This window comes from Sphingomonas morindae (assembly GCF_023822065.1).
Classification (GTDB): domain Bacteria; phylum Pseudomonadota; class Alphaproteobacteria; order Sphingomonadales; family Sphingomonadaceae; genus Solisphingomonas; species Solisphingomonas morindae.
Window position 1 is genome coordinate 186,754 of sequence record NZ_CP084930.1, and the last position, 13,696, is coordinate 200,449.

General features: G+C 70.2%; 11 protein-coding genes. 4 read left to right on the top strand and 7 right to left on the bottom strand.

Translation table 11 applies throughout. The features are described from left to right. Window positions 1–77: 77 nt before the first annotated feature. Window positions 78–1,115: a CDP-alcohol phosphatidyltransferase family protein gene (locus LHA26_RS00870; RefSeq protein ID WP_252168437.1), complete on the top strand. Its 1,038-nt coding sequence runs from the start codon at window positions 78–80 to the stop codon at window positions 1,113–1,115. Here LHA26_RS00870 and LHA26_RS00875 read toward each other — a convergent pair. Beyond that, a complete protein-coding gene (locus LHA26_RS00875; RefSeq protein ID WP_252166875.1) occupies window positions 1,102–2,232 on the bottom strand; it encodes a CDP-glycerol glycerophosphotransferase family protein in 1,131 nt (376 codons plus the stop codon). The genes LHA26_RS00870 and LHA26_RS00875 overlap by 14 nt on opposite strands. Before the next feature lie 25 nt (window positions 2,233–2,257). Continuing rightward, complete coding sequence (locus tag LHA26_RS00880) at window positions 2,258–3,049, bottom strand: phosphocholine cytidylyltransferase family protein (protein WP_252166876.1); 792 nt, start codon at window positions 3,047–3,049, stop codon at window positions 2,258–2,260. Window positions 3,050–3,241: 192 nt separating this feature from the next. Here LHA26_RS00880 and LHA26_RS00885 point away from each other — a divergent pair, with 192 nt between their 5' ends. Together LHA26_RS00885 and glnA are read left to right on the top strand one after the other, a co-directional pair. Further along, window positions 3,242–3,580: a P-II family nitrogen regulator gene (locus tag LHA26_RS00885; protein WP_252166877.1), complete on the top strand. Its 339-nt coding sequence runs from the start codon at window positions 3,242–3,244 to the stop codon at window positions 3,578–3,580. Between the two features lie 58 nt (window positions 3,581–3,638). After that, window positions 3,639–5,051 carry a type I glutamate--ammonia ligase gene (gene glnA / locus LHA26_RS00890; protein ID WP_252166878.1) on the top strand — a complete coding sequence of 471 codons (1,413 nt, stop codon included), beginning with the start codon at window positions 3,639–3,641 and terminating at the stop codon, window positions 5,049–5,051. Between the two features lie 122 nt (window positions 5,052–5,173). On the opposite strand, the gene dgcA is transcribed toward glnA, so the two are convergent. Genes dgcA through LHA26_RS00905 form a run of 3 tightly spaced genes read right to left on the bottom strand, consistent with a single transcriptional unit; the run spans window position 5,174 to window position 8,968 of the window. After that, on the bottom strand, window positions 5,174–6,172 hold the full coding sequence (dgcA, locus tag LHA26_RS00895; protein ID WP_252166879.1) for an N-acetyl-D-Glu racemase DgcA: 999 nt from the start codon (window positions 6,170–6,172) through the stop codon (window positions 5,174–5,176). A 5-nt stretch (window positions 6,173–6,177) separates the two neighbouring features. Further along, window positions 6,178–7,755 (bottom strand): hypothetical protein, encoded by a 1,578-nt coding sequence (locus LHA26_RS00900; protein ID WP_252166881.1) that lies wholly within the window; start codon window positions 7,753–7,755, stop codon window positions 6,178–6,180. Continuing rightward, window positions 7,745–8,968, bottom strand: coding sequence for a polyhydroxyalkanoate depolymerase (locus LHA26_RS00905; protein WP_252166882.1), 1,224 nt, complete (start codon window positions 8,966–8,968; stop codon window positions 7,745–7,747). Before LHA26_RS00905 ends, LHA26_RS00900 begins: the two co-directional genes overlap by 11 nt. 172 nt (window positions 8,969–9,140) lie before the next feature. Here LHA26_RS00905 and LHA26_RS00910 point away from each other — a divergent pair, with 172 nt between their 5' ends. Then, window positions 9,141–10,925: an ABC transporter transmembrane domain-containing protein gene (locus LHA26_RS00910; RefSeq protein WP_252166883.1), complete on the top strand. Its 1,785-nt coding sequence runs from the start codon at window positions 9,141–9,143 to the stop codon at window positions 10,923–10,925. Between the two features lie 36 nt (window positions 10,926–10,961). Here LHA26_RS00910 and LHA26_RS00915 read toward each other — a convergent pair whose 3' ends face one another. Next, on the bottom strand, window positions 10,962–13,199 hold the full coding sequence (locus LHA26_RS00915) for a S9 family peptidase (protein ID WP_252166884.1): 2,238 nt from the start codon (window positions 13,197–13,199) through the stop codon (window positions 10,962–10,964). Window positions 13,200–13,311: 112 nt separating this feature from the next. After that, window positions 13,312–13,692, bottom strand: coding sequence for a 50S ribosomal protein L19 (gene rplS, locus LHA26_RS00920; protein ID WP_252166885.1), 381 nt, complete (start codon window positions 13,690–13,692; stop codon window positions 13,312–13,314). Between the last annotated feature and the right edge of the window lie 4 nt (window positions 13,693–13,696).

Consider the following 13,696-nt stretch of genomic DNA (forward strand, 5'->3'; position numbering starts at 1 on the left):
ACGCCGGGAGTAGAGTTGTGGTCGCGCAAAAACCGAACCTCGTGCTGGCGGGGGACAATCCCGTGACGCTCTGGGGCATGAGCAACGCCGAACGCATCAGGCGCATGGCGCGTGCCCAGGCCGCGGTGCCGCCGGGCCCGCCGGGCCCCGGTGCCGCACCCGCCGCCACGCTCTGGGCGGACACGCATTTCGCCTTCGATCCCGAATGGTTCAAGCATATCCTGGCGCATCCCGGCGCGGTGTTGCAGGCCGGCGGCCGCCCCGTGCTGGCGCATCTGCCCGCGGGCATCGACGATCCGCACGCGCCGGGCCTGACGGTGATCGACTATGACGCGCGGCCGACGCTCTACAATCATGCGCTGCGCAAGCGCGAATGCCCGTTCGTCGAGCCGCTAACCCGGCAGACCGCGCCCGAGATCGAGCGCCGCTCCTATTACGGCGCCTATAAGGGCGCGACCGATCTGCTCACCAAATATCTCTGGCCCGAGGCGGCCTTCGCGCTCACCCGCATGGCGGCGCGCGCCGGGCTCAGCCCGAACATGGTGACGACGATCGGCAGCCTGCTGTGCATCGCCGCCACCCTGCTGTTCGCGCGGGGCGACTATTGGAGCGGCCTGGCGCTGGGCTTTCTGTTCATGGTGCTGGACACGGTGGACGGCAAGCTCGCCCGCTGCACCATCACCTCCTCCTGGTGGGGCAATATCTTCGATCACGGGCTGGATCTGATCCATCCGCCGATCTGGTGGCTCGCCTGGGGCCTGGGCACGCGCGCCACGGCGCATCCGCTCGACGATGCGCGGCTGGTGGCGATCATGGTGGCGATCATGGCGGCCTATGCGGCGCAGCGGCTGATCGAGGGGCTGTTCATCCGCGCCTTCGGCATGCACATCCATGTGTGGCGCCGGTTCGATACCTGGTTCCGGCTGTTCACCGCGCGCCGCAACCCCAATATGGCGATCCTGTTCGTGGCGCTGGCCGCCGGCCGGCCCGATCGCGGGCTGGAGGCGGTGGCCTGGTGGTCGCTCCTGTCGCTGCTGGTCCATGCCGGCCAGCTGCTCGGCGCCTTCGCGGCGCGGCGGCGCGGGCCGCTGCGGAGCTGGCTCAGCGAGGAATGAGCGCGATCAGCGCCTGCGCGGCCGCCTCGGCGGCGGCGGGGCCGGTGACGCCGAGCGACGCCGCCACGCAGGCGCGCTGCGCCGTCTCGTAGCGGGGGTGGAGCGCAGCGGCGCGCGCGAGCGCGTCCGGCAGCGCGTCCAGCCGGTCGATCACCTCGCCGCATGCCCAGAAGCCGTGATCGTCGGTGGCGCGCCAATCGAGGCGATCGGGATTGAGGAAGACGCAAGGGCGCGGGCGGACGAGAAATTCCAGCACCTGGCTGGAGGTATCGCCGAGATAGAGATCGGCCGCTCCCATATAGCTGCCATCGACCATGGCGAAGCCATCGACATCGGCATGCACGTGCGGCGCGCGCGCCGCCTCGGCGAGCACCGCGCGCAGCCCCGGATCTTTCTCGATCAGCCGCTGATGGGGGGCGAGGATGACGTTCCACGCCCCTTGCGCCACCAGCGCGGCGACGATCGCCCGCCCCCAGGCCCACCAGGAGGAGCGGTGGCGTTGCCAGTGCGGCGCATAGACCAGCACGGGGCGATCATCGGCGAACAGGCGCGACGGCCGCGCCAGCCCGCGAAAGGCGGATTTGGCATAGCCGGTGACGATCAGCCGGTCCTCGGCGAAGCCCCGCGCGAGATAGGTGTCCTTCTCGCGCGCCGAGGGCAGCAGCTGGACATGCGCGGCGCGGCGGCGGGCATCGTCGCGCGCGCTCATCGAGCCCGCGCCATGCGCCGTCTTGATGAAGCGGCGGCGGAAAAAGGGCAGCAGCCGGGGTAGCCAGAGGCTGGTCTGTTCCGCGCAGACGACGAGATCGGCCGCGAGCAGGCGCGGCGCGAGCCGGGCGAGGACCGGCAGCTTGGCCGGCAGCGGCGGATTTTCGCCCCGCACGAGGTGCGGATAGGCCCGCCACCCGGGCGCGCGCCGGAGCCGCACGCGCGCGGCGATCCCGGCCTCGTCGAGCCAGCGGGCGATCAGCCCCTCATGCACCGAGCTGATCGTCCAGGCCTCGACGCGGAGCGCGGGCGCGGCCAGCGCGAGCGCTTCGAGGATCGGATAGAGATGCGGGATGAGCAGCGTTTCGCCGAGGAAGAGAAAGGCGATGCGCGGCGAGGCCCGGCTCATGCCGGCCCTCTCGCCACCGGCCCGCTCACGACCGCGCCGCGCCCGCCGCCCGCCGCGCCGCCGCCGCGCCGTCATCCCGATCGGGCGCGCGATCGCCGCGCCAGCGGGCGATATCCTCGGGGCGGTCGATCTCGGCCCAGGCGTCGCCGGCGAAGGGCACGGGCAGGACGCGGCCTTCGTGCGCGAGGCGATCGACGATCGCGTGGTGATAGGCCTGGGCGCCCCCCGTTTCCGCGATCACCCGCTCGAGCGCGCGGCCATAGCCATGATCGGCGCCGTCGGCGACGATGAAGCCGAGCGAGCGGTGGCCGGCGCGGCTGCGCGGAAGATCCTTGGCTACCGCCAGCACGCGGTCGCCGTGGAGCTGCACGAGCATGTCGTCGGGCTCGGCGATCCCGATCGGCTCGACGAACAGATTGATGCCGCTCCGCAGCCGCGAAAGGCCGGCGGCGACCAGCCCGGGATCGTAGATGGTGTCGCCATTGAGCAGGCAGAAGGCGCCCTCCAGCCGATGCCGCGCCGCCCACACGCTGCCAATCGAGCTGGACACGGCATAGAAGGGGTTGAACACCAGCTCGGGCCGCTCGCCGGGATCGGGCCAGCGCGCCGCGACATAGGCGGCGAGCCGATCGAAGCGATAGCCGCCGACGATGGTGATGCCGGCGATGCCGGCCGCGCGCAGCGCCGAGACCTGATGATCCAATATGGTCCGGCCGCCGACCTCGATCAGGCATTTGGGCCGGTCCGCCGTCAGCGGCAGGAGCCGCGAGCCGAGTCCCGCGGCGAGCAGGACGGCATGGGGGGAAAGCGGGTACATGGCTGAAAATTGCCGGCCAAATGCGGCGAGGGTGCGGCACGAACTTGCCTATTTAGCGGGCAGGTGTGAAGGTTTTTGCCCGCTTATCAGGCAGAGTCGGGCTTTGCCGGCCGGGGCGGGCGCGCACCGCTTGCGGTGCTTCGCCTCGCACGCTTATTGAGCCGGACGAGCGGCTCGGGGGACAGGAGCGCGATGAAGAAGATCGAGGCGATTATCAAACCCTTCAAGCTGGATGAGGTGAAGGAGGCGCTGCACGAGGTGGGCGTTTCGGGGATCACCGTGACCGAGGCGAAGGGCTTTGGCCGGCAGAAGGGCCATACCGAACTCTATCGGGGCGCCGAATATGTCGTCGACTTCCTGCCCAAGGTGAAGCTCGAGGTGGTGGTGGACGATCCGCTCGCCGACCGGGTCGTGGAAGCGATCCAGGCGGCGGCGCAGACCGGCCGCATCGGCGACGGCAAGATCTTCGTCCTGCCGGTGGAAACCGCGATCCGCATCCGCACCGGCGAGCGCGGCCGCGACGCCATCTGAGCGCGCGCCGCGCGGGCATCGTTCGACTGACAAGACATAGCGGGAAAGGGCATTTCTCATGGCGAATACGGCGTCCGACATCCTCAAGATGATCGAGGAGAAGGAGATCCAGTGGGTGGATCTCCGCTTCACCGACCCCAAGGGCAAGTGGCAGCACCTCACCATGGTCTCCTCGGTGCTGGGCGAGGACGAGCTGACCGACGGCCTGATGTTCGACGGATCGTCGATCGAGGGCTGGAAGGCGATCAACGAGTCCGACATGGTGCTCAAGCCCGATCTCGACGCGGTGTGGATCGATCCCTTCTCGGCCACGCCGATGCTGATCCTGGTGTGCGACATCGTCGAGCCTTCGACCGGCGAACTCTATGCGCGCGATCCCCGCTCCACCGCCAAGCGCGCCGAGACCTTCCTCAAGTCCACCGGGATCGGCGACACCGTCTATGTCGGCCCCGAGGCCGAATTCTTCATGTTCGACGATGTGCGGTTCGAGAACAGCTACTCGACCAGCTACTACAAGATCGACGATATCGAGCTGCCGACCAATTCCGGCCGCGAATATGATGGCGGGAACATGGCCCATCGTCCGCGCGCCAAGGGCGGCTATTTCCCGGTCGCGCCGGTCGATTCGGCGGTGGACATTCGCGGCGAGATGGTTTCGACCATGCTCGAGATGGGTCTGCCCTGCGACAAGCATCACCACGAGGTCGCCTCCGCGCAGCACGAGCTGGGCCTGACCTTCGGCACGCTGGTGCAGACCGCCGACCGCATGCAGATCTACAAATATGTCGTGCACCAGGTGGCCCATGCCTATGGCAAGACGGCCACCTTCATGCCCAAGCCGATCAAGGACGATAATGGCTCGGGCATGCACACGCACATGTCGATCTGGAACGAGGGCAAGCCGCTCTTCGCCGGCGAAGGCTATGCCGGCCTGTCGGACACCTGCCTCTATTTCATCGGCGGCGTGATCAAGCATGCCAAGGCGCTCAACGCCTTCACCAACCCCACCACCAACAGCTACAAGCGGCTGGTGCCGGGCTTCGAGGCGCCGGTGCTGCTCGCCTATTCGGCGCGCAACCGCTCGGCCTCGTGCCGCATTCCCTATGGCACGGGCGCCAAGGCCAAGCGGGTGGAGTTCCGCTTCCCCGACGCGCTGGCCAATCCCTATCTCTGCTACGCGGCGCTGCTGATGGCGGGGATCGACGGCATCGAGAACAAGATCCATCCCGGCGAGGCGATGGACAAGAATCTCTACGATCTGCCGCCGGCCGAGCTGGCGCAGGTGCCGACCGTGTGCGGCTCGCTGCGCGAGGCGCTGGAGAGCCTCAAGGCCGATCACGCCTTCCTGCTCAAGGGCGGCGTCTTCACCAGCGACCAGCTGGACGCCTATCTCGAGCTCAAGTGGAACGACGTGTATCGCTGGGAGATGACGCCCAGCCCGGTCGAGTACGACATGTATTACTCGGCCTGATCGATCGCGATCGGTTCGGAAAAAGGCCCGGCGGTGCGAACCGCCGGGCCTTTTGTCATGATCCCGTCCGGAGGCCTTGTGTCATGGGGCCGCCCCTGTCCGCCGGGGCGGCCGCGCGGCGTTCAGCCATCGCCCCACAGGCCCGGCGCGGCGGGTCGCAGCACGCCGCCCTCGAAGCGGAAGCCTTCGGGCCGATCGCGCGCGAGCAGCAGCGGCGCATCCAGATCCACCCAGTCCGCGCCCTGCGCGGCGAGGAAGGCGGGCGCGATGCCGAGCGAGGTGGAGAGCATGCAGCCGACCATCACCTTGAGCCCCGCCGCCCGCCCCTCGGCGATCAGCGCGAGCGCCTCGGTCAGGCCGCCGGCCTTGTCGAGCTTGACGTTGATCGCTGCGTAGCGGCCGATGCAGGCGGCGAGATCGGCGCGATCCTGGCAGCTTTCGTCGGCACAGAGCGGAATGGGCGACGCCAGCCCGGCAAGCGCGGCATCGGCGCCCGCCGGCAGCGGCTGCTCGATCAGCTCGACCCGGTGCGGCACCAGCGCGCCCGCGCGCGCGACGACATCGTCCGGCGCCCAGGAGCCATTGGCGTCCACGATCAGCCGCGCCTCGGGCGCGCCGCGCCGCACCGCCGCGACGCGCGCCACATCGCCCTCGCCCGCCAGCTTGAGCTTGAGCAGCGGATAGCGGGAAGCGGCGGCGCGCGCGTCCGCCTCCATCGCGGCGGGATCGGCGAGCGACAAAGTGAAGGCGGTGGCCAGCGGCTGGGGCTCGCTCAGGCCCGCGATCCGCCATGCCGGCAGGCCGCAGCGGCGGGCATCGAGATCCCAGAGCGCGGCATCGAGCGCGTTGCGCGCCGCGCCGCGCGGCAGCAGCCCCGCCAGATCGCGCCGCCGCGCTCCGGCGGCCACCGCCTCGGCGCATCCGAGAAGCTGCGCCTTCACGCTCTCGGCCGTCTCGCCATGATAATAGATGGGCGTCGCCTCGCCGCGCCCGCGATAGGCGCCGTCGCTCAAGGTCACGAGGACGACGTCGACCTCGGTCTTGGCGCCGCGCGCGATGATGAAGGCGCCGGCCACCGGCCAGCGTTCGATGCGCACACCCATGCGGATTGGATCGGTCATGGCGATCAGGTCGAGGTGAGGCCGTCGGCGGGCGGCGGCGGCGGGGCGGGCAGCGCGCGCGGCGTGGCGGCGGGCCAGAGGCGTTCGGGCAGGATGCGCGCCACGCGATCAAAGGCGGCGCGCACCGCCGGCCGCGCGAGCAGCGCCGCCCAGCGCGCGCGCATGCGGCCGGGCGGATGGAGGAAGAAGGCGCCCTGGGGCTGGAACTGCTCCGCCAGCCGGCTCGCGCCGTCGCGCGTCGCGAGCGCGGCGATGGCGAGCCGTTCGGCCGCATCGTCCTGGTTGGCGCACAAGGCGGCTTCCACTGCGGCGGGCTGATTGTCGCCGGCGGTGGCGCGCATCGCATCGGCGGCCCGCGCGGCCTGCGCCTGCTCGCCGAGCCCGGCGAGCGCGCACACCTCGGTGCGCCTGAGCCAGGCGGTGCCGAACGCCGAAAAGGGCCCGTTCCGGGCGAGCGTGGTGCGGGCGAGCGCCAGCGCCGCCGCATGATCGCCCGCCTCCTCATAGAGTTCGCCGAGCACGATGATCGCCGCCGTGGCCTCGGGCGTGCGCGCGAGATCGAGCCGGGCGAAGGGCAGGACGCGATCGATCGCCGCCTGGCCGGCGCCGCGCGCCGATTTGGCGGTGGCATCGTCGAGCGCCATGTCGAGACGATCCTCGCCCAGCCCGGGCACCGCCGCCACCGGCGCGGCGGTGCGTTCCGCATCGGCGCCGCGCCCCAGCGCGATAAAGGCGCGCACCGCATCCAGCCGCGCGCGATCCTCGTTCGGGGCGGCGGCGAAGGCGGCGAGCGCGGTGCGCGCGAAGCGATCCGCCGCCACGCCGGACGCGGCCCCGAGCCGCGCCTCGATCGCCGGCCAGAGCGGCGCATAGCGGCGCTGGATCGCCATATCCCACAAGGCGGCGGGACGCTGCACCCGCGCCAGCAGCGCGCGCGCCTGCGCCGTCTCGCCGCTGTCGAGCAGCGTGCCGATCCCCTGGAGCGCGAGGCTCTCGGCCAGCTCGGGGCGATCCTCCGGGGTCCAGCCGGCGCGGGCGAGCGCGAGCGCGGTGCGATCGCGGCGGGCGATATCCCCCGCGACGGTGAGGCGCTGCGCCAGGGCCCGCCACAGGCTGCTCGGCATCAGCTGCAGCGCGGGCGAGCCTTCGTCGGCGATCGCGGCCAGCCCGTCCGCCGCCGCGTCGAAGCGGCCCTGATCGGCGGCGATGAAGATCTCGAAGGCGCGCACCAGCGGATGATGCGGCGCGCGCGCCTGCAGCTCGGCCAGCACCGGCGCCACCTCCTTGCCCCGGCCGGTGGCGGCGAGACAGGGCATGCGCAGCAGCTGGGCGGAGAAGCGCGTCCCGCTCGCCACGGGCGCGGCGCCGGCGACCAGCGGATCCAGCAGCGCCAGCACGCCCGCGCAATCGCCGGCATCGGCGCGATCCGCCGCCTGGGCGAGCAGGCGCGCATCGTCGGCGCTGGCGGCGGCGACACGCGGCGCGGCGGGGGCGCGCGGCACCGAGGCGGCGGCCGGAAGCGTGGCGGCGAGCGCGGCGAGCAGAAGCGCGGTGGCGGCGGCCGGCCGGCCCTCAGCCCTCATGCGCCGCGATCCACGCCTCCAGCACAGGCGCGATGATCTCGCGCCAGCGGCGCCCGTTGAAGATACCGTAATGCCCCACATTCTTCGCCAAATAATAGCGTTTGCGGGCGGGATCGAGCGCGGTCGCGAGGACGAGCGCCGCGCGGGTCTGGCCGATGCCGGAAATATCGTCACGCTCGCCCTCGATGGCGAGCAGCGCGGTATCGGTGATGGCGGCGGGATCGACCTTGCGCCCGCGATGCAGCAGCTCGCCCTTGGGCAGCTTGTGGCGCTGGAACACATCCTCGATCGTCTGGAGGTAGAATTCCTCGGTCATGTCGCAGACCGAGCGATATTCCTCGTAAAAGGCCTTGGTCGCCTCGGCGCTCTCGCCATCGCCGTCCACCAGCTGCTGGAACATGCGGTAATGGCTCATCAGATGGTTGCCGAGGTTCATCGCCATGAAGCCGGCCAGCTGGAGGAAGCCGGGATAAACCTTGCGGCCGCCGCCGGGATAGAAAAAGGGCACGGTGGCGATGACATTGTTCTGGAACCAGGCGAGCGGCCGCTGCGTGGCGACGGTGTTGACCGCCGTGGGCGCCTCGCGCGTGTCGATCGGGCCGCCCATCATCGTCAGCGTGCGGGGGCGGCAGGGATGTTTGTCGGCGTTCATCAGGCAGGCGGCGGCATAGGCCGGCACCGTCGGCTGGCACACCGCCAGGACATGCGCGCCGGGACCGACGACGGTGAGGAACTCGATCAGATAATCGACATAGTCGTCGAGCGTGAAGCGGCCATCGGCGAGCGGCACCAGCTTGGCGTCGCGCCAATCGGTGATGTAGACATCGGCGCTCGGCAGCATCCGCTCCACCGTGCCGCGCAGCAGCGTGGCATAATGGCCCGACATCGGCGCCACGATCAGCAGCCGGGGGCCGCCCTCCACCCCTTCGCGTACAAAATGCTTGAGCTGACCGAACGGCTTGCGGAGCACGACCTCCTCGCGGACCGCCACCTCGCGGCCATCGGGCAGCACGGTGAAGGGCAGGTTGAACTCCGGCTTGCCGCGCGGCTGCGAGGCGTGGGCGAAGACATCGAGCCCCGACGCGATCATCGGCCCGAACTGGGTGTGCGCGAGCGGATTGGCGGGATTCTGCATCCAGCCCGCGCCGAAATTCGCCATGAGGCTGGCACCGGAGAGGAAGGAGCGTTGAATTTCATATGCGTCGTAGAGCAAGAAATGTCTCCTGCGGCACGATGCCGCGCCCGAGCACCCAATTCCCGATCCCCTCGCCCGGGAGCATGGGCCGTTTCGGTAAAGATAGGGTGAGCACCCGCCTTCGCCTATTGTTAAAATGGAAAGGGCTGGCGCCGTTGAGCCCCGGCGCGCCCGGTGCTAGGCGCCTCGCATGGCCCGCATCCCCCGCGATCCGCCCGCCCCGACAGACCGCCGCAAGCTGGCCAGCCTCCGGCTGGTCTGGGCACGCGCGCTGCGCTATCCGGGCCATGTCCTCGCCGCATTCGTGGCGCTGTGCGTGTCTTCCGCCGCGACTCTGGGCATTCCTTACGGCTTCAAGAGAGTAATCGACCGGGGCTTCAGCTCGGGAGTCGATCCGCACGCGGTGAGCGCCTCCTTCCACTATTTGCTGATGCTGGTGCTGGTGCTGGCGGCCGCGACCGCGACGCGCTTCTGGTTCGTGTCGTGGATCGGGGCGCGCGTCGTGTCCGATTTGAGGACAGAGGTGCAGGATAATCTGCTCACGCTCTCGCCGCGCTTCTTCGAGGAGAACCGTCCCTCGGAAATCGCGTCGCGCCTCACCTCGGATACCGCGATCGTCGAGGAGGTGGTCAGCGCCACCGTCTCGCTGGCGCTGCGCAACCTCTTCACGCTGATTGGCGGCATCAGCTACATGGTGGTGCTGAGCCCCAAGCTGGCGGGGCTGCTGATCCTCGGCCTGCCGATCGTGGTGGCGCCAATCCTGCTTCTCGGGCGGCGCGTGCGCGCCTTCTCGCGATCCTCGCAGGACAGCATCGCCGGGGTCGGCACCACCGCCACCGAAATCCTCGGCGCGATGCGGGTGGTGCAGGCCTTCGGCCAAGAGGGCCGCGAGGCGGGCCGGATGCGCGTGGCGGTGGAGGCGGTGTTCGCGGTCAGCAAGCGCCGCTTCGGCGTCCGCGCCATCATGACGGCGGCGGTGATCGGCCTGTTGTTCAGCGCGGTGACGCTGATCCTCTGGATCGGCGCGATCGACGTTGCCGAAGGGCGGATGACGGGCGGCACCATCGCCGCCTTCGTGCTCACGGCGGGGCTCGTCACCGGCTCGTTCGGCGCGCTGGCCGAGGTGTGGGGCGACATATTGCGCGGCTCGGGCGCGGCCAGCCGGCTTGGCGAGCTGATCGCCGCGCGCCCCGAAATCACCGCGCCGGCGCAGCCCATCGCCCTGCCCCGGCCCGCCACCGGCGCGATCGCCTTCGACCGCGTGACCTTCCGCTACCCGACGCGGCCCGACCGCGCCGCGCTCGAGGCGTTCAGCCTCGCCATCGCGCCGGGTGAGACGGTGGCGGTGGTCGGCCCCTCCGGCGCCGGCAAATCCACGCTGTTCCAGCTGGCGGAACGTTTCTACGATCCGCAGGAAGGGCGCGTCCTGCTCGACGGCGTGGCGCTGCCCGATGCCGATCCCGCCGCGATCCGCGCACGCATCGCGCTAGTGCCGCAGGAGACGGTGATCTTCGCCGCCTCGGCGCGCGACAATCTCCGCTATGGCCGCTGGGATGCGGACGATGCCGCGATCTGGGCGGCGGCCGAGGCCGCCAATGCCGCCGATTTCCTGCGCGAGCTGCCCGAGGGGCTGGAGACCTTCCTTGGCGAGGGCGGCGCGCGCCTGTCGGGCGGCCAGCGCCAGCGGCTCGCCATCGCGCGGGCGCTGCTGCGCGACGCGCCGCTGCTGCTGCTCGACGAGGCGACCTCGGCGCTCGACGCCGAGAGCGAGCGGCTGGTGCAGGACGCGCTGGAGCGGCTGATGCGCGGCCGCACCACCATCGTGATCGCGCACCGTCTCGCCACCGTGCGCGCGGCCGACCGCATCATCGTGATGGACAAGGGCCGGATCGTCGAGGAAGGCCGGCACGAGACGCTCCAGGCCGGCGGCGGCATCTACGCGCGGCTCGCCCGGCTCCAGTTCGAGAGCCTGTGAGGCGCGGCGGGGCCGGCCCCGCGCGCCCCGCCCGGCTCAGCGCCTGTCGCGCACATGCGTATCGAGGAAACGCTCGATCGTGTGCTGGACATGCGCCTGCCGCCCCGGCCCCGCGATGCGGTGGGTCTGGCCCGTATAGAGCATCATCTCGAAGGGCGTGTCCGTCTCCTGCAGCCGGTTGATCAGCGCGGCCGAATTTTCGAACACGACATTGTCGTCGCTGAGCCCGTGGATCAGCAGCATGGGCGCGCGGATCTGCGGCGCATCGGTCACAGCGCCACCCGCCGCATAGGGCGCTGCATCCGTGGCGGGGTTGCCGAGATAGCGCTCGGTATAATGGGTATCGTACAATTCCCAGCGCGTGACGGGCGCGCCGGCGATCCCGGCGGCATAGAGGCCCTGCTTGTCCTTCTCGAGCATCTTCAGCGTCATGTAGCCGCCATAGGACCAGCCATAGGTGGCGATGCGCCGCGCATCGACAAAGGGCTGCTGCGCCAGCCAGCGCGCGCCCTCGGCCTGGTCCGCCACCTCCACCGTGCCCATGGCGTGGTAGATCTGATCCTCGAAGGCGCGGCCGCGATTGGCCGAGCCGCGATTGTCGAGCTGAAAATAGATCCAGCCCTTGGACACCCAATATTGCGCCATCGGGCTCATCCAGGCGCGCTTCACCTGCTGCGCGGTGGGGCCGCCATAATGTTCGAAGAACACCGGATAGCGCTTGCCCGGCTCGAGCGCCGGCGTGATCATCTCATAGTGGAGCAGGCTGCCATCGGCCGCGCTGAGTGTGCCGTAGCTGACCGGCCGGTGCGCCGCGACGAAGGGCGCATAGGGATGATGCGCGTCGATCCGGTTCTCCTCGATCCAGGCGATGCGCTGGCCCTCGGCATCGGCCAGATAGAGCTGGGGCGGCTGGGTCGGGCTGGAGCGCGTGACGAGCAGGTGCGTGCCGGCGCGATCCATTTCGGCGCTGTTGGAATAACCGCGCTCCGTCAGCCGCTTGGGCTCGCCCGGGGCGAGATAGTCGAGCGCATAGACCTGGCCTTCCAGCACATCGTCCTTGGTGCCGGTGAAGATCAGCCGGTGGCGCGTCTCGTCCAGCCCGACCAAGCCGGTGACGACCCAGGGGCCGCGCGTCAGCTGGGTCCAGCGGCCCTTGGCGAAGCGGTAGAGATGGGCATAGCCGTCGCGCGCCGAGCGCCAGATCAGGCTGCCATCGGCGAGCGGGCGGAAATCATCGTGCAGCGCCACCCAGGTCTTGGACGTCTCGGTGAAGAGGATGCGCCCCTTGCCGGTGGCGGGATCGATGGCGAGCATGTCGAGCCGCTTCTGGTCGCGGCTCTGGCGCTGCACATAGAGGGTGCGGCCATCCTTGGACCAATCGACCCGCGCGAGATAGATGTCGGGATCGGCGCCGAGATCGACCTTGACCCGGCCGCCGCCGTCCGGCGCCATCACCCACAGGCTCACCGCCACATTGGGCGTGCCCGCGGCGGGGTAGCGCTGCTCGAAGGTGCGCGTGCCCTCCGCGCCGATGGCGGCGCGCGTCACCGTCTTCACCGCCGCCTCGTCATAGCATTCGACCGCGACATGCGCGCCGCTTGGCGCCCACCAGGTGCCGGTGAAGCGGTCCATCTCTTCCTGGGCGACGAATTCGGCGGTGCCGCAGGTGACGGTGCCGCCCCCCTCGTGCGTGAGCGCCTGCTCGGCGCCGCTGGCGAGATTGATCGCGTAGAGATTCTGGTCGCGCACGAAGCTGACGAAGCGGCCATCCTCGGAGATGTGCGCGTCGATCTCGGTGGCGGGGCTGTTGGTCAGCCGGCGCACCTTGCCATCGAGCCCGGCCAGATAGAGATCGCCATCGAGCGGAACCAGCAGCGCCGAGGCGTCCGGCGCCCAATCATAATCGACGATGCCCGAACTGCCGCCGATGCGCGCGCGCTCGCGCCGCATCTTCTCCGCCTCCGACAGCGCGGCGCCGCTGCCGACCGCCTTGCTGTCCACCAGCATGCGCTCGGCGCCGGTGCGCGTATCGACCGCCCAGAGATCGAAGCGCTCGCGATCATCGGCGCGCGGCTTGAGCAGCGTCGCGTACCGGCCATCGGGCGAGAGCGCGAGCTTGCGCGGACTGGGCCCCGACAGAGCGGGGCTCGCGAAGATCCGCTCGATGGTGAGCGGCACCTGTGGCACCTGCGGCGCGGGCATGGCGGCGGGCGGGAGCGCGGCCGCCGGAAGCGTCGCGAGCAGCGGCATGGCCGCGAGAAGAAGCAAGGACATGGCGGCAGGTGTAACGCCAGCTTACGGCGACGCAATGGCCCCGACAGACAAAGGGCGCCGGCGGATATCTCCGCCGACGCCCCTGTGCGCATCGGTGCCCGAAGGCGGCGCGTCAGGCCTTGGCCGTCTCGCGATTGTCCTTGCGCTCGGCGATGCGGGCCGACTTGCCGGTACGGCCACGCAGATAATAGAGCTTGGCGCGACGCACGGCGCCGCGACGCACCACCTCGATCGAATCGACATTGGGCGAGTAGAGCGGGAAGACGCGCTCCACACCCTCGCCGAACGAGATCTTGCGGACGGTGAAGCTGGAGCCCATGCCCTTGTTGGCGCGGGCGATGCACACGCCCTCGAAGGCCTGCACGCGGGTGCGCTCGCCCTCGACCACCTTCACGCCCACGCGCAGCGTGTCGCCGGGGCGGAATTCGGGAATGGTCTTGCTCTCGTTGAACCGCGCGATGGCTTCGGCCTCGAGCGTCTGGATAAGGTTCATAACC

Coding starts and splice junctions, on each gene's coding strand:
- LHA26_RS00875 (WP_252166875.1), bottom strand. CDS start 2,232: ATGAGCCGGGCCTCGCCGCGCATCGCCTTTCTCTTCCTCGGCGAAACG.
- LHA26_RS00900 (WP_252166881.1), bottom strand. CDS start 7,755: ATGAGGGCTGAGGGCCGGCCGGCCGCCGCCACCGCGCTTCTGCTCGCC.
- rplS (WP_252166885.1), bottom strand. CDS start 13,692: ATGAACCTTATCCAGACGCTCGAGGCCGAAGCCATCGCGCGGTTCAAC.
- glnA (WP_252166878.1), top strand. CDS start 3,639: ATGGCGAATACGGCGTCCGACATCCTCAAGATGATCGAGGAGAAGGAG.
- LHA26_RS00870 (WP_252168437.1), top strand. CDS start 78: ATGAGCAACGCCGAACGCATCAGGCGCATGGCGCGTGCCCAGGCCGCG.
- LHA26_RS00885 (WP_252166877.1), top strand. CDS start 3,242: ATGAAGAAGATCGAGGCGATTATCAAACCCTTCAAGCTGGATGAGGTG.
- dgcA (WP_252166879.1), bottom strand. CDS start 6,172: ATGACCGATCCAATCCGCATGGGTGTGCGCATCGAACGCTGGCCGGTG.
- LHA26_RS00915 (WP_252166884.1), bottom strand. CDS start 13,199: ATGTCCTTGCTTCTTCTCGCGGCCATGCCGCTGCTCGCGACGCTTCCG.
- LHA26_RS00910 (WP_252166883.1), top strand. CDS start 9,141: ATGGCCCGCATCCCCCGCGATCCGCCCGCCCCGACAGACCGCCGCAAG.
- LHA26_RS00880 (WP_252166876.1), bottom strand. CDS start 3,049: ATGTACCCGCTTTCCCCCCATGCCGTCCTGCTCGCCGCGGGACTCGGC.